Source organism: Burkholderia seminalis DSM 23518 (assembly GCF_902832885.1).
Lineage (GTDB): Bacteria > Pseudomonadota > Gammaproteobacteria > Burkholderiales > Burkholderiaceae > Burkholderia > Burkholderia seminalis.
This window is the reverse complement of record NZ_CADFDK010000002.1, coordinates 739,539-753,272: the sequence shown is the minus strand read 5'-3', so window position 1 is coordinate 753,272 and position 13,734 is coordinate 739,539. Positions and strand designations below refer to the sequence as shown.

13 protein-coding genes are annotated in these 13,734 nt (G+C 66.8%); 1 reads left to right on the top strand and 12 read right to left on the bottom strand.

What is annotated here, in order from left to right; genetic code table 11:
• Positions 1–42: 42 nt before the first annotated feature.
• The 4 genes from HWX00_RS09920 to HWX00_RS09905 all read right to left on the bottom strand — a co-directional run bounded on the left by HWX00_RS09920 (position 43) and on the right by HWX00_RS09905 (position 4,538).
• Positions 43–1,221 (bottom strand): polysaccharide biosynthesis/export family protein, encoded by a 1,179-nt coding sequence (locus HWX00_RS09920; protein WP_034185697.1) that lies wholly within the window; start codon positions 1,219–1,221, stop codon positions 43–45.
• Positions 1,215–1,658, bottom strand: a complete 444-nt coding sequence (locus HWX00_RS09915) for a low molecular weight protein-tyrosine-phosphatase (protein WP_034185696.1) — start codon at positions 1,656–1,658, stop codon at positions 1,215–1,217. Before HWX00_RS09915 ends, HWX00_RS09920 begins: the two co-directional genes overlap by 7 nt.
• A 30-nt stretch (positions 1,659–1,688) precedes the next feature.
• A complete protein-coding gene (locus tag HWX00_RS09910; RefSeq protein ID WP_059558449.1) occupies positions 1,689–3,101 on the bottom strand; it encodes a UDP-glucose dehydrogenase family protein in 1,413 nt (470 codons plus the stop codon).
• Positions 3,102–3,164: 63 nt separating this feature from the next.
• On the bottom strand, positions 3,165–4,538 hold the full coding sequence (locus HWX00_RS09905) for an undecaprenyl-phosphate glucose phosphotransferase (RefSeq protein ID WP_034185967.1): 1,374 nt from the start codon (positions 4,536–4,538) through the stop codon (positions 3,165–3,167).
• 428 nt (positions 4,539–4,966) lie between these two features.
• On the opposite strand from HWX00_RS09905, the gene HWX00_RS09900 reads away from it, so the two are divergent.
• Positions 4,967–6,493, top strand: coding sequence for a mannose-1-phosphate guanylyltransferase/mannose-6-phosphate isomerase (locus HWX00_RS09900; protein WP_034185694.1), 1,527 nt, complete (start codon positions 4,967–4,969; stop codon positions 6,491–6,493).
• A gap of 147 nt (positions 6,494–6,640) precedes the next feature.
• Here HWX00_RS09900 and HWX00_RS09895 read toward each other — a convergent pair whose 3' ends face one another.
• The 8 genes from HWX00_RS09895 to HWX00_RS09860 form a co-directional block, all read right to left on the bottom strand.
• Positions 6,641–7,582, bottom strand: coding sequence for a DUF6566 family protein (locus HWX00_RS09895; protein WP_034185693.1), 942 nt, complete (start codon positions 7,580–7,582; stop codon positions 6,641–6,643).
• A gap of 705 nt (positions 7,583–8,287) precedes the next feature.
• Complete coding sequence (locus tag HWX00_RS09890) at positions 8,288–8,869, bottom strand: DUF3501 family protein (RefSeq protein WP_049029217.1); 582 nt, start codon at positions 8,867–8,869, stop codon at positions 8,288–8,290.
• 28 nt (positions 8,870–8,897) lie between these two features.
• The gene (locus HWX00_RS09885) at positions 8,898–10,235 is read right to left on the bottom strand and encodes a heterodisulfide reductase-related iron-sulfur binding cluster (protein WP_175028375.1); all 1,338 of its coding nucleotides are present in this window, start codon (positions 10,233–10,235) and stop codon (positions 8,898–8,900) included.
• A 122-nt stretch (positions 10,236–10,357) separates the two neighbouring features.
• Positions 10,358–10,780, bottom strand: a complete 423-nt coding sequence (locus tag HWX00_RS09880) for a rubrerythrin family protein (RefSeq protein WP_006497294.1) — start codon at positions 10,778–10,780, stop codon at positions 10,358–10,360.
• A 225-nt stretch (positions 10,781–11,005) separates the two neighbouring features.
• Complete coding sequence (locus HWX00_RS09875) at positions 11,006–12,274, bottom strand: RNA polymerase sigma factor (protein WP_175028374.1); 1,269 nt, start codon at positions 12,272–12,274, stop codon at positions 11,006–11,008.
• Positions 12,271–12,687, bottom strand: coding sequence for a VOC family protein (locus tag HWX00_RS09870; RefSeq protein WP_034185690.1), 417 nt, complete (start codon positions 12,685–12,687; stop codon positions 12,271–12,273). The genes HWX00_RS09875 and HWX00_RS09870 overlap by 4 nt, the downstream gene beginning before the upstream one ends.
• A gap of 38 nt (positions 12,688–12,725) precedes the next feature.
• A complete protein-coding gene (locus tag HWX00_RS09865) occupies positions 12,726–13,145 on the bottom strand; it encodes a YciI family protein (protein ID WP_034185689.1) in 420 nt (139 codons plus the stop codon).
• Positions 13,146–13,270: 125 nt separating this feature from the next.
• Entirely contained in the window at positions 13,271–13,624 is a 354-nt protein-coding gene (locus HWX00_RS09860) for a YciI family protein (protein ID WP_034185688.1), read from the bottom strand.
• Between the last annotated feature and the right edge of the window lie 110 nt (positions 13,625–13,734).

The following is a 13,734-nucleotide window of genomic DNA, read 5'->3' as shown; positions in this document are numbered from 1 at the left end:
GCTTGAGTGGTGCCGGGGCGGAGGCGCCGCCCCGGCGGGCTATCAGCGCGTGATTTGCCGCATGTAGAAGATCGTCTGGATCGTCGGCAGCACCTGCTGCAGCACACGGTTGAACTGCACCGAGCTGGCCGTGCTGACGTAGACGACGTCGAGCGGTTGAAGCGGGAAGCGGCTCGACAGCATCAGCGCATCGGGTTGCGTCATGTCGAGACGGAACACTTCGGGCTTCGTCGGGTTGTCGCGCATCCCGCGCATCACGTAGATCTTGCGCGGGTTCGCGTCGGTGTCGAGGATGCCGCCGCCCGCGGTCAGCGCGTCGGCGATGGTCAGCCGGCCCTTGAGCATCGGCACCGTGACCGGCGTCTTGACCTCGCCCATGATGAACACGCGGCTGTCGCTGCGGTCCGGCACGTTGATGATGTCGCCCGCCTGCAGCATCACGTTCTTGTTGACTTCGCCGCGATCGAGCACGCCGTTCGCGTCGAGCGTGTAGAGCTTGCCGTCGCGGGTCAGGCGCACGCGCTGCAGGTCGGCCTCGTTGGTCGAGCCGCCCGAGCGCGAGATCGCGTCGACGAGCGTCAGCGGCACGTCGCTCATCGCGAGCGGGCCCGGCTGCTTCACCTCGCCCGTCACCTGCACCTTCTGGCTGCGGAACGACAGCACGCGCACGTCGAGCTGCGGATTCTTCACGTAGCGCGACAGGCCGGACGCCATCTCGTCGCGGATCTGCGCGACGGTCTTGCCCGCCACGCGCACCCGGCCGACGAACGGGAAGAAGATCGTGCCGTCGGCGCCCACCGTCTGGCCATACGGATCGGCCTGGCCCGGCAGCGCGGTCGTATACGGCTGCTGCAGCGCGCCCGCGACCGATTGCGTCGTGTTGCCGCCGCTCGAGAACGACTGGCCCTGCGGCGTCGTCAGCTCGGGGTGGTCCCACACGGTGACGCCGAGGATGTCCTGCGGGCCCACGCGATAGGTGTACTGCGACGGGTCGGTGTAACGTCCCGGCGGCAGCGGATGGTCGACCTGCGCCTTCTGCAGCTGGTCCATCACCACTTTGGCGTCGATGTAATGCACCGGATAGGTTTCGGCGGCTTGCTGCCGGCCTTCGTCCTTCAGGTTCGACGAGTCGAGGTAGTTGCCGGGAGCGGTTGCACAGGCCGACAGGAAAGTCGTCAGCGCGACGGCAAGCGCCACCGGGCGCATCGGGCGTTTCAGCATAGTTTCTGTAGCCATCCTTGAACCAGACGTTCGATCAGTGAGTAGCTCTCGCGGTAGTCGGCCTCGGGGCCGCCGTGCGGGTCGGCAATCTCGGCCCCTTCCCACTTGCCGAGCAGGTGGACCTTGCCGCGCGCGAACGGATCGACCGATTCGACGGCCGCGATCTGTCCGCGCTCGCTGACGAGAATCAGGTCGGCGTCGCGCACCAGCCGGCGCGACAGCCGCCGCGAGCGGTGGGTCGTCGCATCGACGCCCCGCTCGGCGAGCAGTTGCCGCATCACCGGATCGATGCCGTCGCCGTCATTCGCGTGCACGCCGGCCGAGTGAAAGGTCGGGCGCGGGCCGCCGCGCGACGCGGCGTGCGACTTGAACAGCATTTCCGCTGCCGGGCTGCGGCAGACGTTCGCGTGGCAGACGATCAGGATGTTCCGGAACATGGCGCCTCGTAACGAGTAACGGGAAACGGGTTACGCACTCGCGCGCGCGGCGCCGGGCACGCGGGCGGCGACGGCCTGGCGCGAGCCCGGCCGGCCGATCGGGTGGTACTCGATGCCCTGCTCGCTCATCGTCTCCGGCTCGTACAGGTTGCGGCCGTCGAAGATCACCGGCGCTTTCCACAGGCGGCCGAGCGCGACGAAGTCGGGGCTCTTGAAGATCTTCCATTCGGTGACGATCACGAGCGCGTCGGCGTCGCGCGCGGCCTGCGCCTCGTCGTCGACGAAGGTCAGGCGCGCCAGCCAGCTCGGGTGATCGGCGAGATCGAGCGCGATCACGCGGCGCGCTTCCTGCTGCGCGACCGGGTCGTACGCGGCGATGCGCGCACCGCGCGACAGCAGCTCGGCGATCAGCTCGCGGCTCGGCGCTTCGCGCATGTCGTCGGTGTTCGGCTTGAACGCCAGGCCCCAGATCGCGAACGTGCGGCCCGTCAGGTCCTCGCCGAAACGCGCGACGATCTTGTCGGCGAGCACGCGCTTTTGCGTCGCGTTGACCGACGACACGGCCTTCAGGATCTGCAGCGCCTGCCCGTGCTCGTCGGCCGTGCGGATCAGCGCCTCGACGTCCTTCGGGAAGCACGAGCCGCCGTAACCGCAGCCGGCATACAGGAAGTGATAGCCGATGCGCGGATCGGAGCCGATCCCACGGCGCACGGCCTCGATGTCCGCGCCGAAGCGGTCCGCGAGGTTCGCCAGCTCGTTCATGAACGAGATGCGCGTCGCGAGCATCGCGTTGGCCGCGTACTTCGTGAACTCGGCCGAGCGCACGTCCATGTACAGCGTGCGTTCGTGGTTGCGGTTGAACGGCGCGTACAGCTTCTTCATCAGTTCGCGGGCGCGCTCGCCCGGCACGTCGTCGTCGCAGCCGATCACGATGCGGTCCGGACGCGTGAAATCGTCGACGGCCGCGCCTTCCTTCAGGAATTCCGGATTCGACACGACCGAGAACATCTGGTCGCCGCCGCGCTTCGCGAGCTCCTCGGCAACCGCCGCGCGCACGCGCTCGGCCGTGCCGACCGGCACCGTCGACTTGTCGACGATCACCTTGAAGCCCGTCATGTAGCGGCCGATGTTGCGCGCGGCGGCGAGCACGTACTGCAGGTCCGCCGAGCCGTCCTCGTCGGGCGGCGTGCCGACCGCGATGAACTGCACATCGCCGTGCGCGACCGCGGCCTCGACGTCGGTCGAGAAGCGCAGGCGGCCGGCCGCGCGGTTGCGCGCGATGACTTCCTTCAGGCCCGGCTCGTGGATCGGCACGCCGCCGTTGTTCAGGACGTCGATCTTTGCCTGGTCGACGTCGAGACAGAACACGTCGTGCCCGATGTCGGCGAGACAGGCGCCGGTGACAAGACCTACGTAACCGCTGCCGATGATAGTCAGATTCATGATGTGTCGGACCTCGTGACCAATGATTCGAAATTCGTAAAACCGGAACGCCTGCGCGGCGCGTCAGTACGCGTTGCTGCCGGTAAAGCCTTTCCAGAGCGTCAGCACGACGATCTTGATGTCGAGCCAGAACGACCAGTTCTGCATGTAGTACAGATCGAGCTTCACGCGCCCCATCATCTTCTCGATCTGGTCGGTCTCGCCGCGATAGCCGTTGATCTGCGCCCACCCGGTGATGCCCGGCTTGATCCGGTAGCGGAACATGTAGCCCTTGACCAGATCCTTGTAGATGTCGTCGTGCGCGAGCGCATGCGGGCGCGGGCCGACGACCGACATCTCGCCCTTCAGCACGTTGATGAACTGCGGCAGCTCGTCGAGGCTCGTGCGGCGCAGGAACCGGCCGACCGGCGTCACGCGCGTGTCGTTCTTCGTCGCCTGCGTGACTTGCCCGGCCACTTCCTGATGCACCTTCATCGAGCGAAATTTGTAGATCTCGAACTCGTGCCCGTCGATGCCCTTGCGCTTCTGGCGAAAGAACACCGGCCCGCGCGACGTCAGCTTGATCAGGGCCGCGATCAGCACCATCACCGGCGCGAGCGCCGTGAGCGCCGCCAGCGCGAACAGCCGGTCGAACACGAACTTCGGCAGGATCCGCACGTCGGTGATCGGCGACGCCGCGAGGTTGATCGCCGGCACGCCGAGCACCTCGACCACTTCCTGGTTGAAGAACGACAGCGTGCGCACGTCCGGGATGAAGCGGATATTCACGAAGTCGTGGCGGAACACCGTCACGATCTGGTGAATCCGGCGCTCCTCCGTGATCGGCAGCGTGAGCCACAGCTCGCTGATCGCGCGGCTGCGCACCAGCCACACCAGCGATTCGAACTGCCGCTCGATGCGCACGTCGTCGAGCGCGACTTCGCCCGGCGCCTCGCTTTCGTCGTACACGCACACCGGGTTGAAACCGGCTTCCGGCCGCGCCCGCATCTGCGCGATCAGCCGCCGCGCCGCCGGCGTACCGCCGACGATCGCGACCGCCTTCAGGTTGTAGCCGCCGCGACGCAGCTGCCGCAGCACGACGTGCACGCACGTCTTCGAGCCGGCGAGCAGCGCCATCGTCACGAGCGCCCAGTAGCCGAGCCACAGCCGCGACAGCTCGCCCGACTGGTGAAAGCTGAAGCTCATCAGGATGCCCGCGAGCTCGACCACGAGCCACGCGAACGCGACCCGGCCCACCAGCCCGACGAGGCGCTTGCCGCGCCACGACTGGTAAATGCCGATGGCCGGAAAGAACACGACGACGAGCAGGCAGTCGAACAGCACCGTCGTGCGCTGCAGGTCGTTGAGCCAGATACTGCCGTCGTGCAGCGCGGCGGCGATCAGCGCCCCCGCTACGACCATCGCGATATCGATGACTCTCGCCAGCACGCTCAACATGTCTGCTTCCTCTTTGAACAGGCGTTTGCCGAACAGCTCCTCGTGCGACCCGTGCCGCACCTTCGATTCAAACGTTGCATGACGCTATTGAAGCGACAAGAAAATCCCCCCTCAAGCGCACAAGTATTTCGAAAAATAATCGGAAATTCTTGCCGCGAACTTTTTGAATTAATTCGGCACGTTTTCCCGAATCGATCTGAAATCGAGAATTTTTCGGAAACTTTACGTTCGGCTCAATCCCTTTACAGACAAGCTCCAGCCGCCGGTGCACGGAATTATTTTTTATTTTTTTATTTGCATCCGATGCTAGCGCGGAAAATTTTTCCAGATGAATGCCCGATGAATATCAGGCAATGGGCCCGGTTTTATTGTCGATTTACTTCATGCTACAACGACAGGCACTGACTTCAACCGTGGAGAGTGCCATCATGAATGCTCCGGCCGTGGCAGCCGAAACGCGCCATGCTTCTTCCGCCGCCCCCGCCGCCGGCACGCGCCTCGCGGTGCAACCGGTGATTCTTGCCGGCGGCTCCGGCACACGCCTGTGGCCGATGTCGCGCGAACGTTTTCCGAAACAGCTGATCGGCCTGCTCGGCGATCATTCGCTGCTGCAGTCGACCGCCCTGCGCCTCGACGGCCTCGCGGCCGACCATCCGCTGAACGACGACGTGCTGATCGTGTGCGGCGAGGATCACCGCTTCACGACCGCCGAACAGCTGCGCCTGACGGCCAAGCGCGCGACGATCATGCTCGAGCCGCTCGGCCGCGACACCGCGCCCGCGCTCACGCTGGCCGCGCTGCGGCTCGTCGCCGGCGGCAACGATGCGGTGATGACGGTGATGCCGGCCGACCACGCGGTCGCCGACCTGCCGCGCTTTCACGCAGCGGTCGCGGCCGGCGTGCACTGCGCCGCGCAAGGCAAGATCGCGACGATGGGCATCGTGCCGAAGCACGCGGAGACCGGCTACGGCTACATCCGCGTGGGCGCGCCGCTCGGCGATGCCGCGACCGGCAGCCTCGACGTGCGCCGCCTCGACCGTTTCGTCGAGAAGCCGCACCTCGAACTCGCCCAGCAGTACGTCGCATCGGGCGAATACTGGTGGAACAGCGGGATCTTCATCGTGCGCGCGTCGGTCTGGCTGAAGGCGATCCGCCAGCTCGAGCCGGCGATCTACGCCGCGTGCGAAACGGCCGTCGCCCAGGGCAAGGACGACGGCGATTTCTTCCGTGTCGATCGCGAGGCGTTCGCCGCGTCGCCGTCGAACTCGATCGACTACGCGGTGATGGAGCCGCTCGCGAGCCTGCCGCAACTGTGCGAAAGCGTGGTCGTGCCGCTCGACGCCGGCTGGTCGGACGTCGGGTCGTGGGACGCGATCTGGCAGATCTCGCCGAAGGACGATGCGCAGAACGTCGGCCGCGGCCATGTGCTGTTCGAAGGCGCCGAATCGACTTTCGCGCATTCGGAAAGCCGGCTCGTCGCCTGCGTCGGCACGCAGAACCTCGTCGTCGTCGAAACGCCCGACGCGGTGCTCGTCGCGGACAAGTCGCGCGTGCAGGACGTGAAGAAAATCGTCGGCCGCATCAAGGCGCAACGCGGCGCGGAAGCCACCGATCACCGCAAGGTGCATCGCCCGTGGGGCCACTACGACTCGGTCGACATGGGCGAGCGCTTCCAGGTGAAACGCATCGTCGTGAAGCCGGGCGCGCAACTGTCGCTGCAGATGCATCACCACCGCGCCGAACACTGGATCGTCGTGCGCGGCACCGCGCGCATCACGCGCGGCGACGAAACGTTCCTGCTGTCCGAAAACGAATCGACCTACATCCCGCTCGGCGTCTCGCACCGCCTGGAGAACCCGGGCAAGATGCCGCTCGAACTGATCGAAGTGCAATCGGGCGCGTACCTCGGCGAGGACGACATCGTCCGCTTCGACGATACCTACGGCCGCCAGTGATGCATCAAACGCCCGGGGCGCCGCTTCGACGGCGGCGCCCCGGGGGCTAGGCCCGTTCACACCGACAACGGTCTCGCGAACGTACCCGGGCAGGCACGCGCGGGCGTCGTGGCACACGACGGCCCGCGCCTCGCATCGGCACCGCGATCAGCCGACGCGGTACGCGTACTCGCGACGTTCCGACTGCACCGGATCGTTGCGGCTTTCGGTCAGCGCACCGGTATGACGCTCGGCGATGAAGCGCTTGATGTCGGACTCCGCACGCGACAGCGCCGACAGACCGGCCAGCACCTCGCTTTGCGGCGCGCGCGCCGGCTCGTCGCTCGCGCCGTGGCGATCGATCCACTGGCGCGCCCAGTCGAGCGCGTACTGCTCGGCTTCCTCGGCGTCGGTAAAGCGCGGGCCGATCAGGCCCGAGCGTTCCACGCGCCGGTCGTCCTGCGAGATCTCGGCCCACGCGCGATACATCAGGTTCTGCACCGGCTGCGCGGTGCCGCTGATCGTATAGCCGCGATACGAGTCGACTTGCGGTTCGGCCGCGGCGAAGCTCGCCGACGACACATGCGCATGACGCAACTCCGTCGACGGCGCGCCGGGCACCACGAACGATGCGTCGGACCGGTCGATCACCGCATCGTCCTGCCTCGCGCTGACCGACGCGCCTTCGCCCTCCCAAACGTTTGCCTGAGCGACCGGCAATTGCCACGACTCGGGGTTTTGCCAGAACACGCCGCGCAAGCGATCGTTGTCGGGCACGGATTCCACACGGCGCGCGGGAACCACAGGCACCGGCGGCGGCGGAATATACGCGAACGTGCGCCCGCTGAACTGGGTCAGCACGTCGATCATCTGCAGCAGCGTGCCGTTCGCAAGCCACTCCTCGTAGCGGCGGCGGCACGTCGGCCCGGACGGATAGCGGCCGGGCAGCTTGGACCAGGCTTCACCGGTCGTCAGGATCCAGAGCACCGCATTGGCGACGACGCGCGGTTCGGCGCGCGGACGCCCGCGACGATTCAGCCGGATGGGTTCATCGGCGATCAGCGTTGAAAGACGAAACCACTCTTCATCGTTAAGCTCATCGAAGAACATAGTAGATCTCTCCACGCAGCCAGGCCGGGCTGCGATTGGCGGCGCCATTGCGACACTTCGCGTCGCGGGGGCGGCCAGGTTGCACATTATGGTTATCCGGTGTTGTGCATGCCGGCTCGGCACCGCACTTTTACGGTGCCGTGATTCCCGGCAATGGCGCACAAATCACGGTCTCACTCCAATGTGGGAATTTTTGTGCACGAAGCATACCATCCTCAGGGTTTATCTCAATATGACAATGACTTAATGTTACGCACTGAAACAACCTGCCATTGATGCGCAATCCATTTACGCTTGAATTTTTTTGCGAGATCTTTATGCCCGTCGCTGCAAAGGCCCGCCTGGCGGGGCTCTACAGGGTATGAAGAATGGCTTGAAATAACCGGTTACAGGCTGGTCCGACCCTTGCCGGCAACAATCGCCGGAACTGCTGCCTAAAATCGGTAAATCATGGGAAAATTCGTAACGAGAGATTCACGAATCGGTAAATCATTCAATTTCCGTTCGCCGTGATTATCTTCGTACACAATCTTGATATTGTTTCTCTGCGAGTGATGAAAGGGCGGTGACGCGCGATGCACGGTATGTCTCCGCGTGCAAATTCGTGACGCGTGTTACATCTTCGCGGCGACAGCCGGGCGGCCCCCCTGTTTCGGGTCGGAACGGAACGGCGGAAACCGGGCGCGCGGGACGCGCGGCGCTCGGTCAGCGCAGGTCGCCGGCCAGCGATGCGGTCACGTCCGCGTCGATGCGCTGCGGCTGCATCGTATAGGCAGGATGATCGCAGCCGATCGACAGCGCCGCCCCGCCCTTGAGCGCCGCGCGCATCGGCGCGTCGAGTTCGAAACGCACGAAGTGCACGGCCGACGTCTTCTCGGCGGTGTCGCGCTCGAGATCCTCGTCGGCGATCGCGTAGACGCTCGCATGCCCGTCGACCCGCACGTACACGCGATCCTCGACGCCGATCAGCCGCGCGAGCGCCGCGCGCCGCTCGGCCTCGTGCTCGTATTCGATCTGCATCGTCGCCTTCAGGTTGGTGCCGTCGGGTATCAGCGGCAGATACGCGTCCAGCTCGCCTTCGATGCCTGCCTCGTCGAAGATCTTCTCGATGTGCAGCATCTCCTGGATCTGATAGCGGATCGTCGTCTCGTCCTCGAACAGGAAGCGCAGATGGTTGCCGAGCGCCACCGCGCGGCGGCGCTTGTACGCGACGAGCCGCGCGTGTTCGGTCCGGCGGATCTTCGCGTACGCCTCGAGCGTCAGCAGGGAGTCGCGGGTCAGCGTCATGAGAGGTCCTCGAGGATGGCGGGCGTCGTCAGACGCCGTAGGCGCGGCGCAGCAGCGTGAGCGGATGCGCGAGCGGCGCGGACGGCAGCCCCTTCTCGTCGATGCCCTGCACGATGTGATGGCCGGCCAGCGCGCAGTCGGACGACACGACGTCCGGCCGCGGCTCGGCCATCGCCTTGAACACGGGTGCGCCGATCCGCATCGCGTCCGCATGAAATTCCTTCTTCACGCCGAACGTGCCCGCATGCCCCGAGCAACGCTCGACGACGTTCACGCGCGTATCGGGCACGAGCGACAGCGCGTCGGCGGTCTTGCGGCCGATGTTCTGCACGCGCGCATGGCACGGCACGTGATACGACACGGTGCCGAGGCCGGTCTTGAAATCGGTCTTCAGCAGCCCGTCGCGATGCCGCGCGATCACGTATTCGAACGGATCCCAGAACGCATCGGCCGCCGCGCGCACCGCGTCGTCGCCGGGGAACATCAGCGGCAGCTCGCTCTTGTACATCAGCACGCAGCTCGGAATCGCGCCGATCAGCGCGTAGCCTTCGCGCGCATAGCGTTCGAGCACCGGGATGTTCGCGGCCTTCTTCGCGGCCACGCCCGCGAGGTTGCCCTGCTCGAGCAGCGGCATGCCGCAGCAGGCTTCGCGCGCGACGAGTTCGTACGGGATGTCGTTATGCGCGAGGATCGCGAGCAGATCGTGGCCGATGCCCGGTTCGTTGAAATTCACGTAGCACGTCGCGTAGATCGCGACCTTGCCGGGCGTGCGTTCACCGTCGCGCACGGGCGGGTTGCCGGAGCGCTGCGCGGCGCGCCGGAACTTGCGCGGCGCGAACTCCGGCAGCCATGCGTCGCGATCGACGCCGAGCGCCGCTTCGAGCGCGTGGCGGGCGGGCGGCGTGCGGTTCACCGCGTTGACGGCCTGCGTGACGATCGGAATGCCCGCGAAATGACCGAGCGCATCTGTATTCGACAGCACCTTGTCGCGCAACGCCACTTCGCCGCGCCGGTAGCGCGCGGCCTTGCCGCGCAGCATCAGGTGCGGGAAGTCGACGTTCCATGCGTGCGGCGGCACGTACGGGCATTTCGTCATGTAGCAGAGGTCGCACAAATAACACTGGTCGACGACCTTGCCGAACGCTGCCTTCGGCACTTCCTCGATGTCGCCCATCGGCGTGTCGTCGACCAGGTCGAACAGCGCCGGAAACGCGCCGCACAGCGACACGCAACGCCGGCACCCGGCGCAGATGTCGAACACGCGCGTCATTTCCGCATCGATCGCGGCCTGGTCGTAGAACGCATCGGACTGCCAGTCGAGCGGATGCCGGGTCGGGGCTTCGAGACTGCCTTCCTTGTGGGGCATGGGGCGCTCCAGCGTGGCGCGCATGCGCGCGAGCGCGCCGCCCGCGCGCGGCGGGCAGCGATGAACGAACGGCCGGCCGCATGCCGGCCGCGCGGCGATGCCGTGCGGCCCGCGGCGGCCCGTCAGTCGACGAGACTGTCCAGCGCCTTCGTATAGCGGTTCGCGTGGCTGCGTTCGGCTTTCGCCAGCGTTTCGAACCAGTTCGCGATTTCGTCGAAGCCTTCGTCCCGCGCGGTCTTCGCCATGCCCGGATACATGTCGGTGTATTCGTGCGTCTCGCCGGCGATCGCCGATTCGAGATTCAGCCGCGACGAACCGAACGGCAAGCCCGTGGCCGGATCGCCGACCGCTTCCAGGTATTCGAGATGGCCGTGCGCATGGCCCGTTTCGCCTTCGGCGGTCGAGCGGAACAGCGCGGCGACGTCGTTCTGCCCTTCGACGTCGGCCTTCGAAGCGAAATACAGATAGCGCCGGTTCGCCTGCGATTCACCCGCGAATGCGGCCTTCAGGTTCTCTTCGGTTTTGCTGCCCTTGAGTTGAGCCATTTGCGCCTCCGTTCGAGTCGGCGCGGCCGCGTGCGAAGCCGGGCCGATGAAGTATGTGGGGAACGATGCGTGTGCCGGGGCGCGCACATCGTGCTCTTCAATCTAGGCGCTCGCGTTCGCATCCCCCAATAGGCTTTTTCAATGCGCGCGATAGTGTCGGGTGGGGGCGCGGGTGGTGTCGGGACCATGCGTTCGGCGCGCTCCGCGTGGGTCATGCCTCATGCATCAGGCATCGGTCGCGCGCTTGAGCAGTAATTCGCGTTCGCGCGCGTTGCGCGTCATGTCCGCCGCGCGCCGGAACTCCAGCCGGGCTTCGTCGGTGCGGCCGAGCTTGGCCAGCAGGTCGCCGCGCACGCTCGGCAGCCAGTGATAACGCGCGAGCGCGGGATCGTCGCGCAACGCATCGACGATGTCGAGGGCCGCGGCCGGCCCGAACGCCATTCCCACCGCCACCGCGCGATTCAACTCGACGACCGGCGACGGGGCAACCTCGGCGAGCGCGTCGTACAGCGCGACGATCTGCGCCCAGTCGGTATCCGACGCCTGCCGCGCACGCGCATGGCAGGCCGCCAGCGCGGCCTGCAGCGCATACGGCCCGCGCACGCCGCCGAGCTTGGTCGCCCGCTCCAGCGCCGCGAGGCCGCGCCGGATCAGCAGCGGATCCCAGCGGCTGCGATCCTGATCGAGCAGCAGCACCGGCCGGCCCTGCGCATCGGTGCGCGCATGCATGCGCGACGCCTGCAGTTCCATCAGCGCGACGAGCCCGAGCACTTCGCTCTCGTCCGGCGCGAGCCCGGCCAGCACGCGGCCGAGCCGCAGCGCTTCGTCGCACAGCGCCGGACGCGTCCAGTCGTCGCCGGCGGTCGCCGCATGGCCTTCGTTGAACACGAGGTAGATCACTTCGAGCACCGACGCGAGCCGCGCCGGCCGTGCATCGGCGGCCGGCACCTCGAACGGCACGTGCGCGGCCGACAGCGTGCGCTTCGCCCGCACGATCCGCTGCGCGATCGTCGGCTCGGGCGTCAGGAACGCACGTGCGATCTCGCCGGTCGTCAGCCCGCCGAGCAGCCGCAGCGTCAGCGCGACCCGCGCATCGGTCGACAGCACCGGGTGGCACGACGTGAAGATCAGCCGCAGCAGGTCGTCGCCGATGTCGTCCTCGCTCGCGTCGGCGAGCGCCTCCGCGATGTCGGGGACGATGTGCGCTTCGAGCGCGTCCATCTCGTGACCGAGCTGGTCGCGCTTCGCCGCATGCAGCGACTCCTGCCGGACACGGTCGAGCGCGCGGCGCTTCACGGCCGTCATCAGCCACGCGGCCGGATTGTCGGGCACGCCGTCGACGGGCCAGTGTTCGAGCGCCGCGACGAGCGTGTCCTGCGCCAGTTCCTCGGCCACGCCGACGTCGCGCACCACGCGCGCGGCACGCGCGATGATCTTCGGCGCCTCGATCCGCCAGACCGCTTCGATCGCACGATGCGTCGCCTCAAGCGTCACGACGCCTGCCCCTGGCCCGACGCGTCCAGCGGCATGGCCATCAGCTCCCATGCGTGGCCGTCCGGATCGTCGAACCCGTGGCCGTACATGTTCGGATACTCGCGCGGGGCCTGCGGCGCGGAGCCGCCGGCCGCGAGCGCCTTCGCGACGATCGCGTCGACCTCGGCGCGGCTGTCGCACGACAGGCACGACAGCACCTGCACCTGCGTCGCCGGATCGATGATCGTCTTGCCGGTAAAGGTCTGGAAGAACGGCCGCACGAGCAGCATCGCGAAGATCGTGTCGCTGATCTTGATGCAGGCGGCCTGGTCGTTGGTATAGGCCGGCACGACTTCGAAGCCGAGGGCCTGGTAGAACGCCTTCGAGCGCGGCAGGTCGGCCACGGGCAGGTTGATGAAGACCATCTTGTGCATGACGGGTGCTCCCGGTGAAGTTGAATCGACGTGGACGCTCAGGCGCCGGCGCGGCCGACGTGGAGATCGCGGAACCGCTCGACCGCATCGCTCGGCGTGAGGTCGTCGAGTTCGAACAGCGGCCGCACCTCGATCTCGCAATCCATCTCGGCACCGAACGGCGCGGGAAACCGCCGCGTCCATTCGAGCGCCTCGTCGCGCGAACGCACCTGGATCAGCGTGTAACCGGCGATCAGTTCCTTCGTTTCGGCAAACGGCCCGTCGACCACCGTGCCCTTGCCGCCCGTGTAGCGCACGCGCCAGCCGCGCGCGCTCGGCCGCAGCCCGTTCGCGTCGAGCAGCACGCCCGCCTTGGCCAGTTCCTCGTGATAGACGGTCATGGCCTCGACCAGCCGGTTGTCCGGCAACGCGTCGGATTCGCTGACGGCGTTCGCCCGGATCATGATCATGAATCGCATCGTGTACTCCTTGTCGTCGATGGCAGGAGGCGCCCGTTCATCGGGGCCTTATCCGGACGACGGACGAAAGACGGCCGGATCGACACGCGCCGCGACGCATCAGGGTAAATACCGGGTCGCCGTCGTTACAGGAAGCACGGCCCCACCGCCCGAACCTCGACCGTGCACCATTGCGCGGCCGGGCACTGGCGCGCGATCTCGATCGCCTCTTCGCGCGTGTCGACATCGACGAGGAAGAAGCCGCCGACCATTTCCTTTGCCTCCGCGAACGGGCCGTCGAGCAGGCGCGTCTCGCCGTCGCGCACCTGCACGCGCGTGCCGCGCTCGGAGCGCTCCAGCGACTCGACGCCGCGCAGCACGCCGCGCGCCTTCAACGTCTCGGCGAAATCGACCATCCGCGCGTACAGCGCCTGACCTTCGTCGAGCGTGCGCTCGGCGCGCTGTTCGGTCGGTTCGACAATCAACAGCATGTAAGACATGGATTTCTCCTGTGGGGACGGGGCGCGGCAGCGATCGGCACGCGGCACCCGATGCGAAAGCGTAACAGCCGCGATGCGGCCGGCCGACATCGTTGGCCGATCGGCACTGG

Bases quoted from the DNA above. Each gene is read 5' to 3' on its own strand.
- HWX00_RS09910 (WP_059558449.1), bottom strand. From the start codon at position 3,101: ATGAATCTGACTATCATCGGCAGCGGTTACGTAGGTCTTGTCACCGGC.
- HWX00_RS09860 (WP_034185688.1), bottom strand. From the start codon at position 13,624: ATGTCTTACATGCTGTTGATTGTCGAACCGACCGAACAGCGCGCCGAG.
- HWX00_RS09900 (WP_034185694.1), top strand. From the start codon at position 4,967: ATGAATGCTCCGGCCGTGGCAGCCGAAACGCGCCATGCTTCTTCCGCC.
- HWX00_RS09895 (WP_034185693.1), bottom strand. From the start codon at position 7,582: ATGTTCTTCGATGAGCTTAACGATGAAGAGTGGTTTCGTCTTTCAACG.
- HWX00_RS09885 (WP_175028375.1), bottom strand. From the start codon at position 10,235: ATGCCCCACAAGGAAGGCAGTCTCGAAGCCCCGACCCGGCATCCGCTC.
- HWX00_RS09890 (WP_049029217.1), bottom strand. From the start codon at position 8,869: ATGACGCTGACCCGCGACTCCCTGCTGACGCTCGAGGCGTACGCGAAG.
- HWX00_RS09915 (WP_034185696.1), bottom strand. From the start codon at position 1,658: ATGTTCCGGAACATCCTGATCGTCTGCCACGCGAACGTCTGCCGCAGC.
- HWX00_RS09865 (WP_034185689.1), bottom strand. From the start codon at position 13,145: ATGCGATTCATGATCATGATCCGGGCGAACGCCGTCAGCGAATCCGAC.
- HWX00_RS09905 (WP_034185967.1), bottom strand. From the start codon at position 4,538: ATGTTGAGCGTGCTGGCGAGAGTCATCGATATCGCGATGGTCGTAGCG.
- HWX00_RS09880 (WP_006497294.1), bottom strand. From the start codon at position 10,780: ATGGCTCAACTCAAGGGCAGCAAAACCGAAGAGAACCTGAAGGCCGCA.
- HWX00_RS09920 (WP_034185697.1), bottom strand. From the start codon at position 1,221: ATGCTGAAACGCCCGATGCGCCCGGTGGCGCTTGCCGTCGCGCTGACG.
- HWX00_RS09870 (WP_034185690.1), bottom strand. From the start codon at position 12,687: ATGCACAAGATGGTCTTCATCAACCTGCCCGTGGCCGACCTGCCGCGC.